This window comes from Flavobacterium sp. W22_SRS_FK3 (genome assembly GCF_052113665.1).
Classification (GTDB): Bacteria; Bacteroidota; Bacteroidia; order Flavobacteriales; family Flavobacteriaceae; genus Flavobacterium.
Genome location: NZ_JBGQOF010000003.1, coordinates 295,556 through 318,160 on the forward strand (window position 1 = coordinate 295,556; position 22,605 = coordinate 318,160).

Annotated in this window: 14 protein-coding genes; 10 read left to right on the forward strand and 4 right to left on the reverse strand. The window is 33.4% G+C overall.

Features of this window, described 5'->3' with window-relative positions:
• The first annotated feature begins 275 nt into the window (after nucleotides 1-275).
• The 7 genes from ACEN2I_RS04455 (at nucleotide 276) to ACEN2I_RS04485 (ending at nucleotide 11,455) form a co-directional block, all read left to right on the forward strand.
• Nucleotides 276-1,001, forward strand: coding sequence for a DUF6577 family protein (locus ACEN2I_RS04455; RefSeq protein ID WP_441764909.1), 726 nt, complete (start codon nucleotides 276-278; stop codon nucleotides 999-1,001).
• Nucleotides 1,002-1,029: 28 nt separating this feature from the next.
• Nucleotides 1,030-2,076: a nucleotidyl transferase AbiEii/AbiGii toxin family protein gene (locus ACEN2I_RS04460; RefSeq protein WP_441764938.1), complete on the forward strand. Its 1,047-nt coding sequence runs from the start codon at nucleotides 1,030-1,032 to the stop codon at nucleotides 2,074-2,076.
• Nucleotides 2,077-2,114: 38 nt separating this feature from the next.
• Nucleotides 2,115-5,006 carry a type I restriction-modification system subunit M gene (locus ACEN2I_RS04465; protein ID WP_441764910.1) on the forward strand — a complete coding sequence of 964 codons (2,892 nt, stop codon included), beginning with the start codon at nucleotides 2,115-2,117 and terminating at the stop codon, nucleotides 5,004-5,006.
• Between the two features lies 1 nt (nucleotide 5,007).
• A complete protein-coding gene (locus ACEN2I_RS04470) occupies nucleotides 5,008-6,222 on the forward strand; it encodes a restriction endonuclease subunit S (RefSeq protein WP_441764911.1) in 1,215 nt (404 codons plus the stop codon).
• 11 nt (nucleotides 6,223-6,233) lie between these two features.
• Nucleotides 6,234-9,434, forward strand: coding sequence for a type I restriction endonuclease subunit R (locus tag ACEN2I_RS04475; RefSeq protein WP_441764912.1), 3,201 nt, complete (start codon nucleotides 6,234-6,236; stop codon nucleotides 9,432-9,434).
• Between the two features lies 1 nt (nucleotide 9,435).
• A complete protein-coding gene (locus ACEN2I_RS04480) occupies nucleotides 9,436-10,110 on the forward strand; it encodes a M48 family metallopeptidase (RefSeq protein ID WP_441764913.1) in 675 nt (224 codons plus the stop codon).
• Between the two features lie 88 nt (nucleotides 10,111-10,198).
• Nucleotides 10,199-11,455 (forward strand): putative phage abortive infection protein, encoded by a 1,257-nt coding sequence (locus tag ACEN2I_RS04485; protein WP_441764914.1) that lies wholly within the window; start codon nucleotides 10,199-10,201, stop codon nucleotides 11,453-11,455.
• A gap of 54 nt (nucleotides 11,456-11,509) precedes the next feature.
• Here the strand turns inward: ACEN2I_RS04485 and ACEN2I_RS04490 are convergent, their stop codons facing one another.
• On the reverse strand, nucleotides 11,510-11,764 hold the full coding sequence (locus tag ACEN2I_RS04490) for a helix-turn-helix domain-containing protein (RefSeq protein WP_302097365.1): 255 nt from the start codon (nucleotides 11,762-11,764) through the stop codon (nucleotides 11,510-11,512).
• Nucleotides 11,765-12,279: 515 nt separating this feature from the next.
• Between ACEN2I_RS04490 and ACEN2I_RS04495 the strand changes: the two genes are divergently transcribed.
• From ACEN2I_RS04495 to ACEN2I_RS04505, 3 genes are all read left to right on the forward strand, one after another.
• A complete protein-coding gene (locus ACEN2I_RS04495) occupies nucleotides 12,280-15,309 on the forward strand; it encodes a SusC/RagA family TonB-linked outer membrane protein (RefSeq protein WP_441764915.1) in 3,030 nt (1,009 codons plus the stop codon).
• Nucleotides 15,310-15,397: 88 nt separating this feature from the next.
• Nucleotides 15,398-16,744: a RagB/SusD family nutrient uptake outer membrane protein gene (locus ACEN2I_RS04500; RefSeq protein ID WP_441764916.1), complete on the forward strand. Its 1,347-nt coding sequence runs from the start codon at nucleotides 15,398-15,400 to the stop codon at nucleotides 16,742-16,744.
• A 10-nt stretch (nucleotides 16,745-16,754) separates the two neighbouring features.
• A complete protein-coding gene (locus tag ACEN2I_RS04505; RefSeq protein WP_441764917.1) occupies nucleotides 16,755-19,406 on the forward strand; it encodes an alpha/beta hydrolase family protein in 2,652 nt (883 codons plus the stop codon).
• A 61-nt stretch (nucleotides 19,407-19,467) separates the two neighbouring features.
• On the opposite strand, the gene ACEN2I_RS04510 is transcribed toward ACEN2I_RS04505, so the two are convergent.
• The 3 genes from ACEN2I_RS04510 to ACEN2I_RS04520 form a co-directional block, all read right to left on the reverse strand.
• Nucleotides 19,468-19,734: a DUF6520 family protein gene (locus tag ACEN2I_RS04510; protein WP_441764918.1), complete on the reverse strand. Its 267-nt coding sequence runs from the start codon at nucleotides 19,732-19,734 to the stop codon at nucleotides 19,468-19,470.
• Nucleotides 19,735-19,835: 101 nt separating this feature from the next.
• Nucleotides 19,836-21,320 carry a MauE/DoxX family redox-associated membrane protein gene (locus ACEN2I_RS04515; protein ID WP_441764919.1) on the reverse strand — a complete coding sequence of 495 codons (1,485 nt, stop codon included), beginning with the start codon at nucleotides 21,318-21,320 and terminating at the stop codon, nucleotides 19,836-19,838.
• Nucleotides 21,321-21,650: 330 nt separating this feature from the next.
• Entirely contained in the window at nucleotides 21,651-21,941 is a 291-nt protein-coding gene (locus ACEN2I_RS04520) for a hypothetical protein (protein ID WP_441764920.1), read from the reverse strand.
• Between the last annotated feature and the right edge of the window lie 664 nt (nucleotides 21,942-22,605).

Sequence of the window (22,605 nt, forward strand, 5' to 3'; positions counted from 1 at the left end):
AATTAAAATTTTGATAAAAGTAATAATTGGAAAAATCTATCTTTTACGGTTTTCCGTAAGGCACTTTTTAATTAGCAAATTAATTCTTTTGATTAATAAAATTATCAAGTATAAATACCTGTTTTTAAATTTTTATTACAATATTAATATGCATGTATCATTGCAAGCATTATCTGAAGAACATCTATATAATATTGGCAATTAATTATTTTTTTTGCCGAAATTATATTTATAATTGAAAAATGATTACTTTCACATTTCAAAACTGATATAAGTTGAATAAAACTCTAGAACATAAAATTCATTATTACTTTGGTAACAATAAGAAACTTTCAAAACCGGAGTTTGTTTTAGCTATCAAAAAAGATTTTCCATCTTGGTCAGGAAACACCATTAACATGTATCTATCTCAACTAAAAAAAGAGGGTATTATTCATAATACTTCAAGAGGTATTTACGAATTAGGCAGTAGCGAAAAGTTTAAACCAATGATTACTCCATCGCTAAAAAAAATATATAACAGAATACACAAAGACTATCCATTTGTAAACTATTGCGTTTGGAATACTTCCTGGATTAACGACTTAATGCGCCACCAGCCTTTTAAAACTTACACAGTAATTGAAGTAGAAAAAGAAGCAGTAGAACAAATTTTCAATAGTTTTAATGATAATTTTAAAAATGTTTATCTAAATCCTGATGAAGAGATATTTGATAGATACATAAGTTATGCCGATGATGTCATAATAATAAAAAACTTAATTTCAGAAGCTCCAATTGAAACAACAGATAAAGTTAGCATACCAACTTTAGAAAAACTATTGGTAGATATGCTTATTGATGATCGACTTTTTGCAGCACAACAAGGGGAAATAGATTTTATTTTTAAAACTGCACTACAGAAATATCCATTAAATAGATTAAAAATGAAACGATATGCAATGAGAAGAAATCGCGAACATGAATTAGAGAATATTTTTAATATAATTTCGGCAAAATAATTATTTTTTTGCCAATAATATATAATTGATGATCAATAAAGAAACCCATAAAATAGAATGGATACTTAACTTAAAAAACAAGTTAGGAAAACGAGTAGATCCCAAATTAATTGAAAAAGTAATTTGGGCATTAACACTATTGGAACAACTGAAGATAAAAGGATTAAACTTTACTTTTAAGGGAGGGACAGCATTATTACTAGCTACTGAAGTACCTAAACGATTCTCCATAGATATTGATATTATTACGGAGCACTCCGAACAGGAAATCATTACTGTTCTGCAAAAAATTGTAGATGAAGAGGTTTTTCTAAGCTGGGAAGACGACAACCATCGTAAACATACCCCAGATGCACCAATTGGGCATTTCAAAGCGTATTATATAAGCGTTGTAGACGGAAATATTGAACCTATTCTTTTAGATTTGTTATATACACCAAATCCGTATCCGGAAGTTCAAAAAGTACCAATAAAACATAGTTGGTTATCTACTTCCAAAGACGAAACTATAATTACAATGCCTACCTTTGCCGCAATCTTAGGAGATAAACTGACTGCATTTGCTCCCAAAACAACAGGAATCCTTTATAGTAAAAATCGTCCTGTTGAAATTATAAAACAGCTATACGATATAGCATTTCTTTTCGATAACATAGATGATTTAGAAATAGTTAAAAGTAGTTATAATAAAGTAGTTCACGAAGAAATTGGTTTTCGAAAATTAGCAATAACTCCACAAGAAGTTTTAAATGATACATCACAAGCATGTTATGTCCTAGCCGAAAGAGATTTAAAGTCTGAAGAATTTTATCATTTACAAATGGGAATTAAAAACTTTACCAATTTTATTATTGACAGATTTGGTATTGACGAAGCCATAATAGCCGCTGCTAAAGTCGCTTATCTAACTAAATTGATTCAATCAGAAGACCAGATAAAAATAGAGAGATTTAAAAATCCTCTAGAAATTAAGGATTGGTTAATTGAAGACCAAAACTATAATAAACTAAACAAATTAAAAAAGAATAACCCGGAAGCTTTTTACTATTGGTATAAAAGTTTTAAAAAACAATAAATTTAAAGTAATCACATTTTACTTTATAAAAATGAAAAATGAAAAACGATAAAATAAAACTCTCTCAACTTGAAGGCTTTTTAATGAAAGCGGCCGATATTTTGAGAGGAAAAATGGACGCATCAGAATACAAAGAATTTATATTTGGAATGCTTTTCCTTAAAAGAATGTCTGATATATTTGAACAAAAAAGGGGACAATATAAAAAAAACGATTACGCACATTTAGACGAAGAAACACTTGCAGTCGTTTTAGAGGATAAATTAACTTACGGTGATACTTTCTTCGTACCCGCTCGAGCAAGATGGAATGATGGATTTATTGACGAAAATGGCAACCCACAACCACCAATAAAATATTTAAAAAACAATATTGGTCAAATGCTAAACAAAGCATTAGATGCAATTGAAGATTCAAATTCTGAAACGTTGTCTGGTATTTTTAAAGGTAGGATTAATTTCAACAAAGAAGTAGATGGAAAGGCAATTGTAAAAAACAACGACCTTATCAAAATGCTGGAACACTTCAATTCATTTCCTGCATTAATCAATGAGAATTTTGAGTTTCCAGATTTATTAGGTGCTGCTTATGAATACTTATTAAAACACTTTGCGGATGAAGGTGGAAAAAAAGGAGGGCAGTTTTACACGCCAAACCAAGTAGTTAGATTATTAGTACAATTGATGAAACCCGAACAAGGAATGTCAATTTATGATCCAACAGCAGGTTCGGGAGGTATGTTAATTCAAGCACATCAATACATCGAAGAACAAGGGCAAGATGCAAATAATTTAGAATTGTTTGGACAAGAAATGGACCCGACTGTAGTTGCAATTTGTAAAATGAATATCATTTTGCATAACATTTCAAAATACACAATTGAATATGGCGATACTTTAGAAGAGCCATTAAATGAAAAAGATGGTCAGTTATTGCAGTTTGACAGAGTAATTGCAAATCCTCCATTCTCTCAAAATTACAAAGAAGCCGAGATGAAATACAAATCTCGTTTTCCTTATGGTTTTGCCCCAGAAGATGGTAAAAAAGCTGATTTTATGTTTGTACAACATATGTTGGCTAGTTGTAAAAAGAACGGTAAAGTTGTCGTTGTAATGCCTCACGGAGTTTTATTTAGAGGTGGTAAAGAAAAGGAAATCAGAGAGGGAATGTTAAAAGATAATGTAATTGAAGGTATAATTAGTTTACCTCCACAATTGTTTTATGGCACAGGTATTCCTGCTTGTGTGATTATTTTAAATAAAAACAAACCTGACTACTTAAAGAATAAAGTGTTTTTCATTAATGCAGACAAAGACTTTGCAGAAGGCAAAAAACAAAATTCATTACGTCCAGAAGATATTGAGAAAATAGATTATGTTTTCACAAACAAGGTTGAAGAACCTAAATATTCTAGATTAGTTGATTTAAAAACTATTGAAGAAAACGAATTTACCTTGAACATCAGAAGATATGTTGATAATACTCCAGAACCTGAACCCGAAGATGTAAAAGCGCATTTAGTTGGTGGTATTCCAATAACTGAAATTGAAGCAGTACAAAACTCCATTTGTAAAAAGTTCAATTACGATGGTAGTGTTTTGTTTGCGAATAAAAACGAACTATACAAAGATTTTGCAATAGGTGATAAAGCAGAAATTAAAAGCCAAATTGAAGAAGATAAAAATGTAGTCAAAACGTTAGTTGATTTAGGATTGCATTTAGCTGATTGGTGGCAATTAGCAAAAGAAGATTTTTCTTCATTAGCACCGGTTAAAGAAACTGTTCAAGAAAACAGAGTTTCAGAGCCAATGGCAGCTTATGTTTCTTTAGGTGGTGACAAAATTCCAAAAGTTAGAAAAGAATTATTAGACACCATTAAAGAAAAGTTTGTTCCAGTTGGTGTATTGGATAAATTTCAAGTTGCAGGAGTTTTCGTGAATTGGTGGGATAATATTAAATATGACCTAAAAACCATAATGCAAAATGGTTGGGATGCTGGACTGATACCTGATCAATATCTTATTGCAGAATTTTTCACAAAAGAACAAACTGAAATTGAAAACCTTGAAATTAGCCAATCTGAAAAAGAAACCAATTTGGAGGAAGCTATTGAAGAAGCAATCAATTTATTAGAATACGAAGCAGAGGAAGACGAAAAAGTAACCAATGCTAAAGTAAAAGAACAACTTAAAAAGAATATTGATTATTTGGTTAAAGAAAAGAAGAAACTCAATGAGGCAAAACCATTTCAAGAAATCAATACAGTAATATTGAAATTGGAAGCTGAAATCAAAGAAATCAAAGCAACTTTAAAAGTAAAACAAGCTGAATTGGAATTGAAGTTAATTCTAAAACGTTACGGTTCTGAAGAAGAAAAAGAAGAAAGCGTAAAGCTTTTGAAAATAGTAAATACCGAATTGAATAAATTAAATACTGCGACAGATGAATTAATTGTTGATTTCAAAACTGATTTAAAAAATAGTACCGATTTTGAGCAAATTAAAAAATCAATAACAGCATTAGAAAAAGAGTTAAAAGCCAATAAAACTAACGAAGCGGAAACACTATTGAAGTTATCAAAAGTAATAGAAGCTAAAAAGCAAATAGCAGAAATTTCAAAACAAGTTACAGCACTAACCAAAGACAAAGGAATTATCAGTAATAAATTAAATAAGTTAGATAATTTATTGATTGAAATTGGAGGAATGATAACTATCGATGAAGCCCAAAAGCTAATTCTTAAAAAGCACTTTGATATTATAAACAACCAACTGCAACGCTACTTAAATGCTGAAAAAAGAGCTTTAGTTGGTGCTTACGAAAACCTTTTTGACAAATATTTTGTTTCTGCTGATAGTATAGAAAAAGACCGAAACAACACAATGAAAGAGCTTAACGATTTTTTAACTGATTTAAAATATTTGAATTAAGATGGAAAATTGGAAAAGTATAACTCTTGGTAATGCTTGTTATATTAAGAAAGGCGAACAACTTAATAAATTAGCATTAGAAGATTCTGGCGATTATCCTTGTATAAATGGCGGTATTTCACCATCAGGTTATACTGATAAATGGAATACAGAAGAAAACACTATAACAATTAGTGAAGGCGGAAACTCCTGTGGATATATAAACTTTATTAAAACTAATTTTTGGAGTGGTGGGCACTGTTATTCACTTTTAGGGATTAAGAATTTTTTAAATAGAGATTTTTTATATTATGCACTGAAAGGTCGTGAAAACTTGATTATGGATTTACGTGTGGGTTCAGGCTTACCAAATATCCAGCAAAAAGCGATTAAATCATTTGAATTTATTTATCCAAAAGACAAAGACGAACAATCCAAAATAGCAGAAATCCTATCTAAAGTTGATAAAGCAATTTCAGAAACAGAAGTTGTTATTGCAAAATACAATCGTATTAAAACAGGATTAATGCAAGATTTGTTGACCAAAGGAATTGATGAAAAGGGTAATATTAGAAGTGAAGAAACACACGAGTTTAAAGATAGTCCTTTAGGTAGAATACCAAAAGAGTGGTCGCCAAAAAAGTTAAATGAATGTATAAATAAATCTACAACTATTACCTATGGTATTGTTCAAACCTATGAACATATTGAAGATGGCATTCCAGTTTTAAGAACAATTGATTTAAAAGAAAATGGCTTAAATTTTATTGATAACTTATTAAGAACAAAAAAATCAATTTCTGATATGTATAAAAGAACATTACTTTTAGAGAATGATATTGTTTGTAATGTTCGAGCTTCAGTAGGAGATTTTAATATTGTTACTATCGATTATGTTGGTTGTAATACAACGAGAGGTGTTGCAAGAATTTCTCCTTCTGATGATGTAAACAATAACTACTTACTTTGGTTTCTTAAATCATATCGAAATGAAAAACAAATGGAGTTACTAATTAAAGGAACAACATTTATAGATATTAATATTGCCGATTTAAGAAAGATTATTGTTTTATTACCAAGTAAAAAAGAACAAGATTTAATAGCTGATAAATTAGATAAAATTCAAAACTCTTTCCACAAATACAACACTGAACTTTCTAAATTGAAGTCAATAAAAACAGGATTAATGCAAGACCTATTATCAGGTAAAAAAAGAGTAACGCATTTAATAAATTAAAATCGCATCCAATGGTAGTAACTAACGATAACAAGTACAGAGGTAATTTGGGTTCAAGTCTAAAACTAGACGAGTATTCACACGTAGAAAAACCTTTTTTGGAGCAACTAATACATTTAGGTTGGGCATCAGGCAACAACGAAGTGTTGGAATTAGCATTACAGCAAACACCACAACAAAGTTATCGTACTTCATTTTCAGAGGTGGTTTTACAACCCAAAATGCGTCAATCTTTAAAAACGATTAATCCTTTTTTAACTGAATCGCAAATAGACGATGTAGTTCGTAAAATAACTACATTTGAAAAAAACAGCTTAATCGAAAGCAATCAAAAAGTATTAGATTTATTATTAGAAAACACAACTGTTTCTAAAAATGAAATAACAGGAGAGTTAAGTCCAACGGTTCGTTACATAGATTTTGAAAATGTAGAAAACAATATTTTTACAGCAATATCTCAATTCAAAGTAAAAATTCCAGGCACAGACCATAATATTATTCCTGATATAGTTTTATTTATAAATGGATTGCCAATTGTAGTAGTTGAAGCAAAATCATCAAAAGTAAAAGAACCAATTCCAGAAGCCATAGACCAATTATTACGTTATTCCGAACAGCGTGGCGATAGCGGAGAGGGAAACAAAGAATTGTTTTTCTACAATCAATTTATAATTACAACTTGTAGTTTAGAAGCAAAATTTGGAACCATTACTACCAATATAGAAAAACATTTTTACCGTTGGACTGATCCATATCCAAAATCATTAAATGATTTAGTTCACGGAAAATCTTCTCCAAACGACCAACAACGATTAGTTGCCGGTATGCTTGATATGAGAAACCTTTTAGACATCATTCAAGTATTCACCGTTTTTCAAATAGATGATAAGGGGAAGAAAATAAAAGTAGTTGGTAGATACCAACAATTTAGGTCAGTAAAATTAGCAACCAAACGTTTAATAGAAGGCAAAAATCCTTTAGAGCGAGGTGGAATTATTTGGCATACACAAGGTTCAGGAAAATCATTAACAATGATGTTTATGGTGCGTGAAATGCGTTTAAAACCAGAATTGCTATCTTGGAAAATTGTTTTTGTTACCGATAGAACACAATTAGAAGAGCAATTGTCAGAAACAGGCGGAAGTATTGGTTTTAATATCAAAACAGCTAATTTCATAAATCCAAAAACTCAACCAAACGGACAAAGTTTAAAAGAATTATTAGCAACTGATAATTCTGATTTAGTTATGGCAATGATACATAAGTTTCAAGAGAATGGAGATTTAAGCGGTATACAAATTTTCCCAGAACTTAATCCAAGTGCAAATATTTTAATAATGACCGATGAGGCGCACCGTTCTCAATATTCATTATTAGCTGCCAATTTAGACAAAGCATTACCCAATGCAACATCAATAGGTTTTACAGGAACACCGACTGGAAAAACTGAAAAGAAATACAAAGATTACATTGATAAGTACACAATGCGTCAGGCAATTGATGATGGTGTAACATTAGAGATTGTCTATGAAGGATTAACCCATAATGCCGAAATTCCTAATAAGTCAGGAATGGATAAAAAGTTTGAAGATGTTTTTAGTGAATATACTTTAACGGAACGTTTACAAATATTAGGATTTGGTACTCGTGATGCTTATTTAGATGCTATTGATACAATTACTGCAAAAGCCGAAAATATGGTTAATCATTATGTAGAACATATCTTTTCGGGAGGTTTTAAAGCACAAATCGTGGGTAATTCTCGTGAAGCTTGTGTTAGATATAAAGTAGCAATAGATAATGCGTTAAAAACAAAAATTGCTGAATTGGAAGTAACAAATCCAATGTTAGTAAATATCGAAGTTTTAAAACAATTAGAAACAGCTGTTGTAATATCAGGTAATCATAATGATGCACCACATATAAAAGCTTTTACAAATGGAGAATACCACAAAAAAAGTATCAAACGTTTCAAACTACCATTTGGTAAAACAGATGAAGAAGATAAATCGTTAAACGGTAATGTGGGTATAATTATCGTAAACAATATGTTGCTTACAGGTTTTGATGCTCCAATAGAACAAGTTATGTATTTGGATAGAGTAATTGTTGCACATAACTTATTACAAACCATTGCTAGGGTAAACAGAATTGGACCAGAAGGAAAAGACAGAGGTTTTATCGTAGATTATGTTGGTATTGGACATCATTTGAAAAGAGCATTAGATACCTATACAGAAAAAGAATTACAAGAAATCATCGACTGTATTACGGATGATGAAACCGAATTAAACGAGTTAATAAAAGCGCATAATGAAATTTGGGAATATCTAAAAGAGCAAGGATTAGATGACTTAACGGATATTGATGCTTTCTTTGATGTATTTTATGATGAAGATATTCGTTTTGGATACATCAAGTTATACAACAAATTAACAGCCTGTTTTAATAATGTTTTACCAAGAAAAGAAGCATTAGACTTTTTTACAGATTGGAAGTCATTTACCGAAATTAATTCTTTAGCAAACAAACATTTTAGAGACAACCGTTTCAGCATGAAAGGCATACCGCAAAAATTGAGAGGGATTGCAGACGAGTTTCTTAAATCAAAAGGTATTGAACAAACGATTGCGCCAATTTCAATTATTGCAGATGATTTTCTTGAAAATGTAAAAAGTAAAGAACGAACAAAAACCAAAGCAGCTGAAGTAGAACATGCAATTCGTCATTACATTGATATAAATTTAGATGAAGATCCAGAATTGTTTGCATCATTCTCAGAAGCATTAGAAAAGATATTAGAAAACTTCAAAGGAAATTGGAAAGTAATTTATGAAGAATTAGAAAAACTTCGAGAGAAAATAAAAAATAGAGAAAAAGAGGAAACCTATGGTTTAGACCGTAAAAAGCAAATGCCTTTATTCCGCATTTTTAAAGCAGAATTGTTCGAAAACAGAGTCTTGAACGAAGATGAAATTACGCAAAATGTAAATTTGACACAACATATTTCTAATTTAGTAATTACCGAGTTAAAACTAGTAGGATTTTGGGATAGTGTCCCGTCACAACTAAGACTTAAAGGAGAATTACAAAAAATGTTATTATCTCCAGAATTCAATAAATTGCCAAATATTATCAAAAAAAGGAGTGAACTAATTTCAAGAATAATGGAGCTTTCAAAAACCAATCATTTCAAAATGATATCAGATTAATATGCAGTTAGAATATGAAATAAAATTCAGTAATAGAAAAACACTCAACATCACAGTTGAACGTGATAGAAAAATTATTGTCCGTGCTCCTCTTAATTTATCAATAGAAAAGATTGAAGAAATAGTTCAATCTAAACGACAATGGTTAAAGGAAAAAATTAACCATGCTCAAAAGTATCCTGCAGATACAAAACCAAAAGAGTTTATATCCGGAGAAACATTATTGTATTTAGGTAAAAACTATCAGTTATTAGTTGTTGATGAACCTATAGAAGGAATAGAATTCAATCAGCGTTTCAGGATCTCAAGAGAAAATCAAAAAAATGCTAATAAATTATTTAAAGCCTGGTATATGAAGCAGGCATTGAGTAAAATTGAACCATTAGCTAAAATGTATGCAACTAATTTAGGTGCAAAATTCAATGAATTTAAAACATCCCAAATGAAATACCGTTGGGGTTCTTGTACGCCAAACAATAATATCATTTTCAATTGGAGAATAATCAAAGCACCAATGTATGTTTTAGAGTATCTAGTAGCGCACGAACTAGTGCATCTTATAGAAGAAAATCATACACCTCGTTTTTGGAATATTTTATCTATTCAAGTACCTAACTATTTAAAAGCAAAAAATTGGCTTAAAGTAAATGGACATTTGTTGGAGGTTGATTTTTAATAATAATTACAGAATAAAATAATAGATGAGCACTTACAATATATTACTTACTTGTATATTAATAATTTTCGTTTTTTTACTTTTATCTATGTTAAGTTTTAAAAGCATAATAGATAATTATTTTAAACGAGTAAATAAAAACTACATTATTACACCATTGATTGTAATAAGTGTAATTTTAATAATAGTTTCTTTCCTTTCGCCATATTATTTTACTAAAAAAGAAATTGGAGATACATTAGTATTTAATGCTTCAACAGGTTGGACAGGAGATACACTTGGAGGAATTATGAATCCTTTTATTGCTCTTGCGGGTGCTGTACTGACATTTATTGCTTTTTATATTCAAAAAATAGCAAACGATGATATTAAAAATCAATTCAAGATACAACAATTTGAAAGTCAGTTTTATGAAATGTTGCATCTTCATAGGGAAAATTTAAATGAAATGACTATTGAAGGTTATGTCTTTGAATATAATAATAACGATAAAAGTAAGGAAGCAAAAAAAGATTCAAAGGAAGAAAAGATAACTTCCGGTAAAAAAGTATTTGTTACAATGCTAAAAGAATTTGAATCTATTCATTTAATATGCACAAAAGTATTCATGTTTAGATTTAACCTTTTGCAATCTCCACAAAAAGAACAAGTTGATTTTCTATTAAAACAATTTATTTTTGATCACTCCTATTATGTCTTCTTTAATGGAATCAATTTGTACAAAAAAAATATTGAGAGGTATGAACAAAAAGATATAACAGGCTTCTTAAATTTAGTTTTGAATGATTTTATTAAAGAATTAGAATCAAAAAGAAGAAAGCATTTAGAATTAGGTATAAAAGAATTTCATCTTTATTATAATACGGGAAGTGCTTTATCAAATAGTTTTAAAGCAAAAAGTTTATGGTTAAGTTTTAATTATAAGCCATTCTCAGGTCATCAGTCAATTTTAGCTCACTATTATAGGCATTTATTTCAGACAGTAAAATTTGTAGCAAAACAAAATGAAAATCTTATTACATACGAATCAAAAAGAGATTACTTAAGAGTTTTACGCTCTATGATGTCTAACCAGGAACAAATACTTTTATTATATAATTGGTATGGTGGTTTTGGTTCTAATTGGGAAGAAAAGGCAAGTAATAATAGAAAAAATAAAAAAGGAAATTATTTTTTTACTGATTACAGAATGATTCATAATATTCCCCCTGATTTATTAATAAATGAAATAAATTTAAGAGAGATATTTAATGATAATTACAGAAGTTTTCTTTATGAAAAAGATAGAAAAGGAGAAGATACTTTGTTTGAGTTAATTGACGATATTTATAATAAAGAAGAGTAAAAAAAAAAAAATCTTACGTAATTTACATAAAAAAAGATGCCTGAGCATCTTTTTTTATGTATTGTCGAATATATCACTATCAAAAAAATCTTTAAGTGTAATTCCTAAAGCTTTACAAACTCTGCCGATAGAATAAATACTCATTCCTCTTCCAATCTCCGGTTTTTCCCATGCCTGAAAATTTTGTCTATCTATCTCAACATCTTTCGATAGATTAGACTTATTTTGGCTTGCTTTTTCTCTTAACTCTTTAAGCCTTAATTTAATCTGATCTCTTAAAATTATATCCTCTGGTCTTAAATTTCCCATATAGCAATTTCATTTTTTTTTATATTTTTCATGTAATGCATTTGCATTACATATTTTTTTTCTATACTTTTGAGTAGAATTATTAAATTTGCGATACTTCATTTAAAAATATTTGAAGCATTCGCTTTGAATCCTGCTCCTTAAAACTGGTAATTTTCGTACGCGCAGGACGATAAGTGTAAATGCTCACGCCTTAAAGGGCGTGGGCTCACTTATTCGCGTACGGGTATACCAGTACCTTAGGAGCAATAAGCTGAGTACCTGCCCTTTTTATTTTTAAGCAAATCCTTCAGTTTTCATTCATAGCACCAATCTTCATTACTTTTTTAGGTTCGTAAAAATTCTAATTAGTTTAACTAACCAAAATTTAGTGCCCATGATTCAACAAAAATGGTAGTCGATACCATAAACCATTCAACTTACTACATAAAAAATGACCCTCTACTTCGTCTCGCAAACTAATATAGAGGATCATAGCTAATTCAACCATTGTTTCAATTAACCAATCCAATATTATGAATATTTTTTCATTTTACAAGGATGGGAAAGGTCTTTATTGCCTATTTTTTATATGGCTTTGTTTTTCTTTTTCATCTCTTTATTCCAAAAACACAGTCCGGCACAATACTCTTTTTACGCAACAATATCAAATACAGGGAACCATCACCGATGGCAGTAATCCTTTGCCTGGGGTAACTATTGCTATTAAGAATAAATCAGGTATTTCTGCAATTTCAGATTATAGCGGTCAGTATAGTATTTCTGCCTCAGCTACCGATACCTTAATGGTTTCGTTTATAGGTTTTAAAACTGCTCTCGTGCCAATAAAAGGGCGTAAAACGGTAGATGTCCAATTGATTCATGATACTACAACCTTGCAGGAAGTTCGTGTGAATGCAGGGTATTATTCCGTAAAAGAAAGTGAGCGTACCGGAAGCATTGCCAAAATATCGGCAAAAGACATCGAGAAACAGCCTGTTACCAATGTACTGGCCACCATGCAGGGGCGAATGGCAGGAGTAGATATCATTCAGGATTCAGGAACACCCGGTGGAGGTTTTCAGATAAAAATTAGAGGAATCAACAGTCTTCGTGAAGAAGGCAATCAGCCACTATACATTATTGATGGGGTTCCTTATTCTTCTGATATTATTGGGTACAGCAACACCACAACAGGCATTCCAACTCCGACAAGCCCTCTTAATAATATCAATCTCTCTGACATTGAAAGTGTCGAGGTTTTAAAAGATGCCGATGCCACTGCTATTTATGGCTCGCGTGGAGCCAATGGCGTTGTACTGATTACCACCAAAAAAGGAGCATCAGGAAAAACTCGTGTAACAGTTACTGCCTCATCCGGATTTGGACAGGTAACCAAAATGATGAATCTGATGGATACTCCACAGTATCTGGAGATGAGAAGACAGGGTTTTGTCAATGATGGTATTGCTTCTTATCCTGCTTCTGACTATGACATCAATGGAACTTGGGATCAAAGCAGATATACCGACTGGCAGAAAGAGCTCTTGGGCGGAACCTCGGTTATGACCAACCTTCAGACATCCGTATCAGGAGGTTCAGATTTAACCCAATATCTTCTTAGTGGAACCTATCATACAGAAACAACTGTTCTTCCCGGAGATTTTGGATATGATAAGGGAGCAGTTCATTTTAATATGAACCATGCCAGTGAAGACAGAAAATTCAAACTTACTTTTTCAACCGGTTACACCTTCCAAAACAACAAACAGGCCGCAACAGATCTGACCCGTACTGCCAGAAACCTAGCGCCAAATGCTCCGGCTTTATATAATCCGGATGGGAGTCTGAACTTCGAAAACAGTACTTTTCAAAATCCTCTAGCGGCACTTCGGGCTGTAACTACTGCCAAAACTAATGATCTTGTAGCCAACAGTGTGATCAGCTATGAATTCAGACCGAACTGGGAACTTAAAGTCAATCTGGGATTCACGGACCTAAAAAATACAGAACAGCGATTACTGCCTTCTACCATGTATGATCCTGCTTATAAGATCGGCAGCAGCAGGTCATCGATGTACTCCAATCTTACCTCAAGACAATCCTGGATTATCGAGCCTCTGCTTCGCTGGAACCATGAATTTGAAAGTAGTAAACTCGATGTTTTAATTGGTGGTACGGCACAGCAGCAAAACTCATCAAGATTATACCAATACGGTCGTGGTTTTACAAGCAACAGCCTAATTACTGATATTGCATCGGCAACAACAAAATCAATTTTCGTAAGCGATCAGACCCTTTATAAATATCAGGCTTTCTTCGGCAGGCTCAACTACAACTGGGATGAGAAATACATTTTGAATCTTACTGTCAGAAGGGACGGTTCAAGCCGATTTGGTACGGAAAAACAGTTTGCTGTTTTTGCAGCCGCAGGAGGCGCATGGCTGTTTTCAAAAGAAAACTTTTTAAAAGAAAGTTCTTTTCTGAGCTTTGGAAAACTTCGTGCCAGCTATGGAAGTACCGGAAGTGACCAGATCGGAGATTACCAATATTTAGACACCTATGTGTCCTCGGGTCAAAGTTACAACGGCATCATCGGTATGGATCCTACGCGTCTTTACAATCCAAATTTCAGTTGGGAAATCAATAAAAAACTAGAAACAGCAATTGAAACCGGTTTTTTGAGGGATCGTATTTTCTTTACCGCTGCCTGGTACCAAAACAGGTCTTCAAACCAGCTCGTTGGAATCCCGCTTCCTGGTACCACAGGATTCAGTTCCATAAATGCCAATCTGGATGCAACCGTACAGAACTCAGGTTTCGAATTTACCCTTCGTACTGTAAATTTTAATGCCGGAGCTTTTAAATGGTCTACAAACTTTAATATATCACTTGCCAAAAACAAGCTGATTTCTTTTCCCGGACTCGAAGGATCTACCTACTCCAACAACTACGTAATAGGACGATCTACAAACATTGTAAAAGTTTACCAGTACAAGGGAATTAATCCACAAACCGGATTATATGAAGTTGAGGATGTAAATAAAGATGGTCAAATTACTTCTTTGGAAGACAAAAAAACGATCGCTGATCTGACTCCAAAATATTTTGGAGGTTTGGAAAACCAGCTTCAATACAAAAACTGGCAGCTTGACTTTCTCTTTCAATTTGTAAAACAGCAAAATTACAATTACACTTCAAATGTGCCTGGAGGCAATGCAATAAACCAACCCTCAGAGATGACTAGTGCATGGACACAAGTGGGGGATAATGCCTCCTTTCAAATTAATACCTCGGGGCAAAACTCAGATGCAGTAACCGCCTATTACAATTACATTGACAGCAATGCCGGGATTGTAGACGCTTCCTATATAAGGCTGAAAAATATAGCCCTGAGTTACGATCTTCCCTTGAACACCATAAAGGGCGTTCATTGCAGAATATCGCTTCAGGGGCAGAATATGCTGACTTTCACGTCATACAAAGGCGGTGATCCTGAATTTAGATATACAGGTTATCTGCCTCCTTTGAAAGTATGTACAGCAGGAATCCAGCTCACATTTTAACTTAACACGTAAAGCCATGAAAAATATACTTAAAATACCACAGGTTCTCTTTTTTAGAGATAAGAATCGTTTAAGTCATTATCAATTCTTGCTCCTTGCACTATGTACCCTTTTGGGCTCCTGCAATGACTTTGTGGATGTGGACATTCCTAAATCCCAGCTTACAGCCCAGGCTGTTTTTGAAGATGCCGCAACAGCCAATGCTGCTATGGCCGGAGTATATACCAAAATGCGAAACAGTGGAATACTAGCAGGAGACGCAACGGGTATTTCCTGCTATCTGGGTTTGTATGCTGATGAATTTGACTATTATCAGCAAAATGCCGTGAGCAGCTTTTACAACAACTCTTTATTTGCTGCAGACTTGGGAGTAAATGATATATGGAATCAAAGCTATAACCAAATATATTCTGCCAATGCTATAATTGAAGGATTAAATAAATCCAATTCCATTACTGAACCCGACAAAAAACAGCCTCTGGGAGAAGCCATTTTTATAAGGGCCCTGTTACATTTCTATCTTTTAAATCTCTACGGGGATATTCCGTATATCACCACAACAGATTATTTGCAGAACAGCCGGGTTTCAAGATTATCTGCAGATCAGGTTTACCAGTATATTGTAAAAGATCTGGACCAGTCCATTACATTGCTTTCGGAGAATTATATCTCAACTGATCGCATTCGTCCCAACCGAGGTACAGCCCAGGCTCTTCTGGCAAGAGTATATCTCTATATGAAGTTATATCCCGAGGCGTCCAATGCTGCATCGGCAGTAATCAATAATCCGCTTTATGTAGGAGAGAATGATTTAGATAAAATATTTCTAAAAACAAGTAAGACCACCATTTGGCAGTTTATGCCCTCAGTAGCCGGGGCCAATACATCAGAAGGCAGTCTCTATATTTTTACAGCAGGACCTCCGGCTATTGTAGCCCTTAAACCTGAATTTATAAATGCTTTTGAGGGCAATGATCAGAGAAAGACACACTGGACTGCAGAGGTAACAAACGACGGAGCAACGTGGTATTATGCTTCCAAATACAAACAGGAATCCAGTACACCCACTTCGGTGGAATACTCCATCTTGTTTCGACTCTCGGAGCAATATCTTATCCGAGCAGAAGCCAGAGCCTATCAGGGAGATTTAATTGGTGCCAAGGAAGATTTAAACATCATTAGAAACACCGCAGGGCTTCTTAATTCAACCGCCATAAGCGCAGAAGAAATTGTGAAAGATGTTCTCAACCAGCGTCGTTTTGAACTCTTTACTGAATTTGGACAACGTTTTTTTGATTTGAAACGAACCGGAAAATTAAATGAAACTTTATCCGCTTCTAAGCCCGGCTGGAATGCAACGGACAGTCTCTGGCCAATTCCTGTTCTGGAACTAAATGCCAATCCAAATTTAAAACCACAGAATCAAGGATACTAAATAACACGTTATGACCAATCTCTTTTTAATAAAAAGAAGCATTAATATTTCCATTTTGAATTGGTTGCTTTTGCTGTTAACCTGCCCTTTAATGGGGCAGGCGCAGCAAAAAAAACACCTTAAGGAAAGTGATTACATCAAATGGGGAACTTTAAATATAAAGGCTCTTTCTGATGAGGGCAACTGGGCGAGTTATCAAATGTCTTATGAAAACCATCTCGATACTTTGTTTGTGCAGAGCACTTATACAAATAAAACCTTCGCTTTTGCAGGCGCTCAGGACGGCCATTTTGCAGGGAAAAACATATTCACGTTTACACAGCCTGAATCCCGCTTAAAAATCCTTACTCTTAAAACAGGTAAACTTAAATCAATTGAAAATGTTAAGCACTATGAACTGGCATTGGACGGAAAGTATATCCTCACTTTTGATCAGGATTATGGAAAAAAAAGTCTTTTGAAAATTAGAAATGATAAAGGAGAAATAATAGACAGTCTGACTAACATTAGAGAGTACTGTTTAAGTTCCCAAAAAAATGCCATGCTTTATACAAGCAAAGCAAAAAAACAAATTGAAGTGGGGATAGTCCGGTTTCAGCCTTACTCCAGATATATTATACTAAAAGACAGTGTTGGCAAATTCTGCAATTTAGTCTGGCAGATTAATGCCGAATCAGCCGCTTTTCTGCATGAAACAGATTCTGTTTCAAAAGCGTTCCGTCTTAATTCTTTCAGGATTGCCGACAAGAAACTTTTTTCTTTTGATTATACTGCTCAAATAGGATCTCTACAGAATCGGACTGTATTTGAAAATACTCCATTATCGATTTCTCCTGACGGGAAAAAAGTGTTTTTTATGGAGATTAAAAAAAAGGATCCCATTGTAAAAAAAGATTCAAAAACAGTAGAAGTCTGGAATGGAAATGATAAATGGCTCTTTATAGACAAACAGCGTATAGAAAGTAAAACAGGGATTCGAGATCTGGCGCTCTGGTATCCTGAAACTAATAAATATTCGAGAATAAACAATACTGAACTCCCAAATTTTATGCTGACCAGCCAGCAGGATTATGCTGTTCTTTATGATCAAAACGCGTATGGTCTGCAGTCCAAATATTATGACGAAGTAGACTACTATGTCAAAGATCTGAAAAATGATGCCCAGAACCTGATTCTACAAAAACAATCTTGTGATCCCAATCAAATCGGATTTGATCCATTGAGCAACAAAATACTTTATTATAAAGAGAAAAATTGGTGGATTTATGATCCTTTGCAAGATACTCATATCAGTCTTACAGATAAGATTACAACTTCATGGGATAACAGTACAGAATCATCCGTCCCGCACCAGTTTATGGCCTATGGAAATCCTGGCTGGAGCTCGGATGGCAATAATGTTTTGCTCTACGATGTTTATGATATCTGGCTTGCAGCAACAGATGGTTCTAAATGTATACGGCTCACTCGTGGTCATGAGCAAAACATCGTTTACAGGATCGCATCCTGTGAGTTCAATAACAGCTCACAGCTCAGTTATAACGGAAGACTGCAGGCATCTTTTGATATGTCCAAAGATTTGATCCTCTCTGTTGAGAATACACAAAACCATTCAACTGGTTATTCCATTTTAAACATCCATTCCGGTATAAAACCAATTGAGTATGGCTCATATGATTTAAGTGAAATACAAAGAAGCCCGAATAACTCTTATCTGTACAAAAAACAGACCTATGATCAGGCGCCATGGCTGGAAATCAAAAGAAAAACAGATAGCAAAGCTGCTGTTTTATTTGCTTCCAACAAACAGCAAAAAAACTATTTCTTTGGTAAATCCGAGTTGCTCTATTACAAGAGTCCCAAAGGAGAAGAATTAAAAGCTACCCTCTTTTTTCCTGCTGATTTTGATCCTTTAAAAAAATACCCAATGGTGGTCTATATCTACGATAACATGTCTGATGAAATCCACAAATATGTCAATCCGTCTTTACTAAACAGTGAAGGCTTTAACATCACCAACTATACTCTTAATGGCTACTTTGTATTGTTGCCCGATATCCAGTATGAATTAGGAAATCCAGGTATATCAGCCTTGGCCAGCGTGACTGCAGCAGTAGAAACTGCTACGGAAAAAGGTTATGTCGACAAGAGTAAAATAGGTTTGTTTGGACACTCCTTCGGAGCGTACGAGACTAATTTCATTATTTCGCAAAGCAATCTTTTTGCAGCGGCTGTATCAGGGGCGGGAGTCAGTGATGTTATCGGAGCTTATTTCAACATCAGCAAAAATGGCATTTTTCAGTCCGACATGTGGCGCTATGAAAGCCAACAGTGGCGCATAGGAAAATCGTTATATGATGATAAGGAAAGTTACTTTAGAAATTCCCCTATTTTAAATGCACAAAATGTAAAAACGCCATTGCTTTTATGGACAGGTAAAAAAGATCGGATCATTCCGTGGAACCAGAGTGTTTCCTATTATTTAGCCCTTAGAAAACTGCGGAGTAAAAGCATTATGCTGGTCTATCCAAGCGAGGATCATTCCCTTGAGAATCCGGACAATCAAATTGATCTTACCAATCGGATGATGCAATGGTTTGACTACTTTTTAAAAGATGATCTCAGACCTTCATGGATTAGCAAAGGAGTATCTTATAATTAAAAAAAATAATGCAGTTTCTACTTATAGAAACTGCATTACATTTTTGATTAATTTGATTCATTTAATTGCGGTGCAATTGCATAGTACAGGACTCTGCTGACTCCTTTCCATAAGCTGTAAAGCTGCCGCTAAGACACGTTGGGCCAGCTCCTGGGCTACAGTCAACCTGTACAGGCTGACAGTCATCCACTGCCGGATTGTGAATGTAAGCAGTAATTAAAACATCTGCTTTACTCTCTTTTGCAGTATTGGTGCTAACAGCACCGGCACTTGCCAAAACAAATGCAGCCACAGGCAGTACAATTGCTTTCAAAATTGTAGTTTTCATAATCTTAAAATTTAAATTAATAAAATTTGATCTACTCTTTTCTACAGGTTTTCGATCATTACTCCTGCTACCGGCCGGTATCTTTTAAACTCATTATTAAGTCACTTTTTAAATTTTGATGTAAGGTTTTTTCCGTATTCATATTTGAGCAGATAATGTCCCGAAATGATATACATAGAGGAATCGGTTGCAAAAAAATTGTTCATGCGAAAACCTTCTTCATCATACACATAAAAACTCAGTACATAACGCTGTTTTGAGATGTCATAAACATCAACAGCGGTGGCATGTTTCCATACATTATTCCTTTCATATCTGCCTCGCAGCAGGGAATTGACAAAGAGCAGATTATCACAAAGTGTGGTGTGCCGATTGACCATATAAGGAGGCGCTGCAAGTTTTGTATCTCCTGATTGTTTTAATTTTACCACTTTAAGTTTCGCTCTACTGGTGGTATCAATAGTATTAGCCCGATATTGAAGTTTTAAATTTTCATCCGCTGCGATATACCCGTTGCGGTAGTAATAAACATAAATCAATTTACGCAGTGATCTGCTGTATTGCATTGTTCCATCGGTATCAAAAATCCCATCAATCTGTTTCTCTAACAAAGCCTTATTATATTGTATCTCTGAACCAGTGTAATCATTACTTAAGCCCAGAATATTTTCCCCTGTATACTGCTTTTGAGTTCTGATGAATGCCTGTTTGTCATCGCTGAAAATAATATCTGAAAATCGAAATTTACCATCACTTATTACTTTTGCTTCCCATGTAGAAATAAACCCTCTGTAAATTACCGGAACACTCCCGTCAATAACATAAAAATATGGAGGATTTAGCCGGACCTCAACAGCCCTAAATTTGAAATTCTCACGATCCAGTGTAATGGTAATACGCTTTTTATTTTTGAAATCGGAATCCACTTCTAAGATTTGAAGCGGAGCCAGACGATTGGCTAAATATATTTTATCATTATCGGTACCAATAATATAATAAGAGGTATTCCTTAAGTCAATTCGATCAGTTTTTGCTGCACTGGCATTTGGAAAGCGACGAATAAAGGGATTTTCTTTTTCCATGATATCTTCTGACAAAAGAAATAATACTGCTACGAAAACAACAGCCGCTAAAATGGCAACTATGAGTGGTATTACAGTACGATTACTTTCAGATTTGAGCCTTATGGCAGTAATGGCTAGAAATATAAATCCAAGATTAAAAATCAAATGCGCTTTCCATCCTAACTTTTCTAAAATGCCTCCGCAGGAGCAGGGAATAAAAGAGCTAAAATTTAAAATGATTACAATATAAGCGGTAAACATACTCATCAAAACTACTGCGCCCCATAAACCAAAATACCTTGATCTGGGAACACTTATTAAAATTGCTATAACAAGTTCTATTACAATTACACTAATTGAGAAAAAATCAGAATAAAGGCTTAAGATTGGAGACTGTCCCAGTTGAGTTTGAAAATTCTCAAAGTCTAATAATTTGCTCACAGCCGCATAAACAAAAAGAAGAATGTACAGAAGACAAATTGACTCTATAGCAACACTTTTAATATTGATCTTTGATTTCATTTTTCTGCACGTTTAGTAAAAAATATTAGAACTTTGAACTATCAACATCATCTGAAGATTCTTTACCTTTTTATATATCAGTCATGTTGATTTAGTACTAGGTTAAATAATACACTAGACTAAATTTCCTGTTCGTTTTATTCAGAATCATATCCAAAGCAAAATTACTATAGATTGTAAGTATGATTGTTATCAAAAACCTGCCAAGATTTTTCAATAACATTCAATCGTAGTTAAAAAAAGGATAAGGTGCAGTTGATAATGAAAAAGATACCATTAGAAAAATAATTTCTAATGGCATCAAAGTAATTTGCTGGTTTTTTAATGTCGCTATTTTATTGTATCGCCAAGGGCACTTAGTTTTTCACTAAGTTCAATCAGCCCGGCTTTTTGTAAACACTCCTCTCCAAAGAGTTTTAGCTCCTGAAGGTTTTCTTCCTGAATACTAGTCATAAGAATCGATGGTTTATCATTGTCCTTAGCTGATAATCCACGTTCAATAACATGGTTTAATAGCAATACATTTTTTCGTGAAATTTTCAAATCAATCTTCACTACATCATTCATGCCTGGGATACTAAGTACAGTATCAAAAACTTTGGCCACATCATTTGTTGTCATAATCTTCACGTTTTTAATTAATAATTTATTTCTACAAAGGTATAAAGCCAGTATTAAAGTCTCATGGACATAATATGTCCATCATAGGTAAAATCCATTTCGCTTACTTAATTTTGTATCTGAAACAAAAATGAAAGGTTAAATGAGCAACCAAAAACCTTCCCTAAAACAGTCAGGATTTTGTTGTTTTAAAATTGGTTTATTGCTTTGAAAGAGCACGTTTTTCAATCTAAAATTCGGAAGATAAATTGGCATAATATCTGCAGTTATAAGTTTCTGCATTTTAAGCAGTGTGCACTTTCTTTGAGTTCTAAAAATAAAAATCAAACAGATTTTATAAAAGGATATTGAAATTTTAATGAGGGAATAAATACAGCATTAAATTTCCGGAATACTACGATTAATACATCACATAATATAAAAAGAGTTTGTAAAAAGAGAAATTTAAGTTTTGAGTGTTTTAGAAATATTAGAATGTCTAAAGAAGATCTTAAAGTATCGGGAAGATTGCCACGTTCCTGCAATCGGCAAGATGTCCTGTTGTTAAACAACAGCCTTCTTGCTGCTCTATACTCGGAACTCGTGAGCAGTGATTGCGGAAGGATAAATAAGGTTTGATAACAATGAAATGCAGCTGAGCAAATTCACGAATACCAATAAAAAC

Excerpts from the sequence above, each read along its gene's own strand:
- ACEN2I_RS04460 (WP_441764938.1), top strand. The coding sequence starts at position 1,030 with ATGATCAATAAAGAAACCCATAAAATAGAATGGATACTTAACTTAAAA.
- ACEN2I_RS04465 (WP_441764910.1), top strand. The coding sequence starts at position 2,115 with ATGAAAAACGATAAAATAAAACTCTCTCAACTTGAAGGCTTTTTAATG.
- ACEN2I_RS04470 (WP_441764911.1), top strand. The coding sequence starts at position 5,008 with ATGGAAAATTGGAAAAGTATAACTCTTGGTAATGCTTGTTATATTAAG.
- ACEN2I_RS04475 (WP_441764912.1), top strand. The coding sequence starts at position 6,234 with ATGGTAGTAACTAACGATAACAAGTACAGAGGTAATTTGGGTTCAAGT.
- ACEN2I_RS04480 (WP_441764913.1), top strand. The coding sequence starts at position 9,436 with ATGCAGTTAGAATATGAAATAAAATTCAGTAATAGAAAAACACTCAAC.
- ACEN2I_RS04485 (WP_441764914.1), top strand. The coding sequence starts at position 10,199 with ATGTTAAGTTTTAAAAGCATAATAGATAATTATTTTAAACGAGTAAAT.
- ACEN2I_RS04490 (WP_302097365.1), bottom strand. The coding sequence starts at position 11,764 with ATGGGAAATTTAAGACCAGAGGATATAATTTTAAGAGATCAGATTAAA.
- ACEN2I_RS04495 (WP_441764915.1), top strand. The coding sequence starts at position 12,280 with ATGAATATTTTTTCATTTTACAAGGATGGGAAAGGTCTTTATTGCCTA.
- ACEN2I_RS04505 (WP_441764917.1), top strand. The coding sequence starts at position 16,755 with ATGACCAATCTCTTTTTAATAAAAAGAAGCATTAATATTTCCATTTTG.
- ACEN2I_RS04510 (WP_441764918.1), bottom strand. The coding sequence starts at position 19,734 with ATGAAAACTACAATTTTGAAAGCAATTGTACTGCCTGTGGCTGCATTT.
- ACEN2I_RS04515 (WP_441764919.1), bottom strand. The coding sequence starts at position 21,320 with ATGAAATCAAAGATCAATATTAAAAGTGTTGCTATAGAGTCAATTTGT.
- ACEN2I_RS04520 (WP_441764920.1), bottom strand. The coding sequence starts at position 21,941 with ATGACAACAAATGATGTGGCCAAAGTTTTTGATACTGTACTTAGTATC.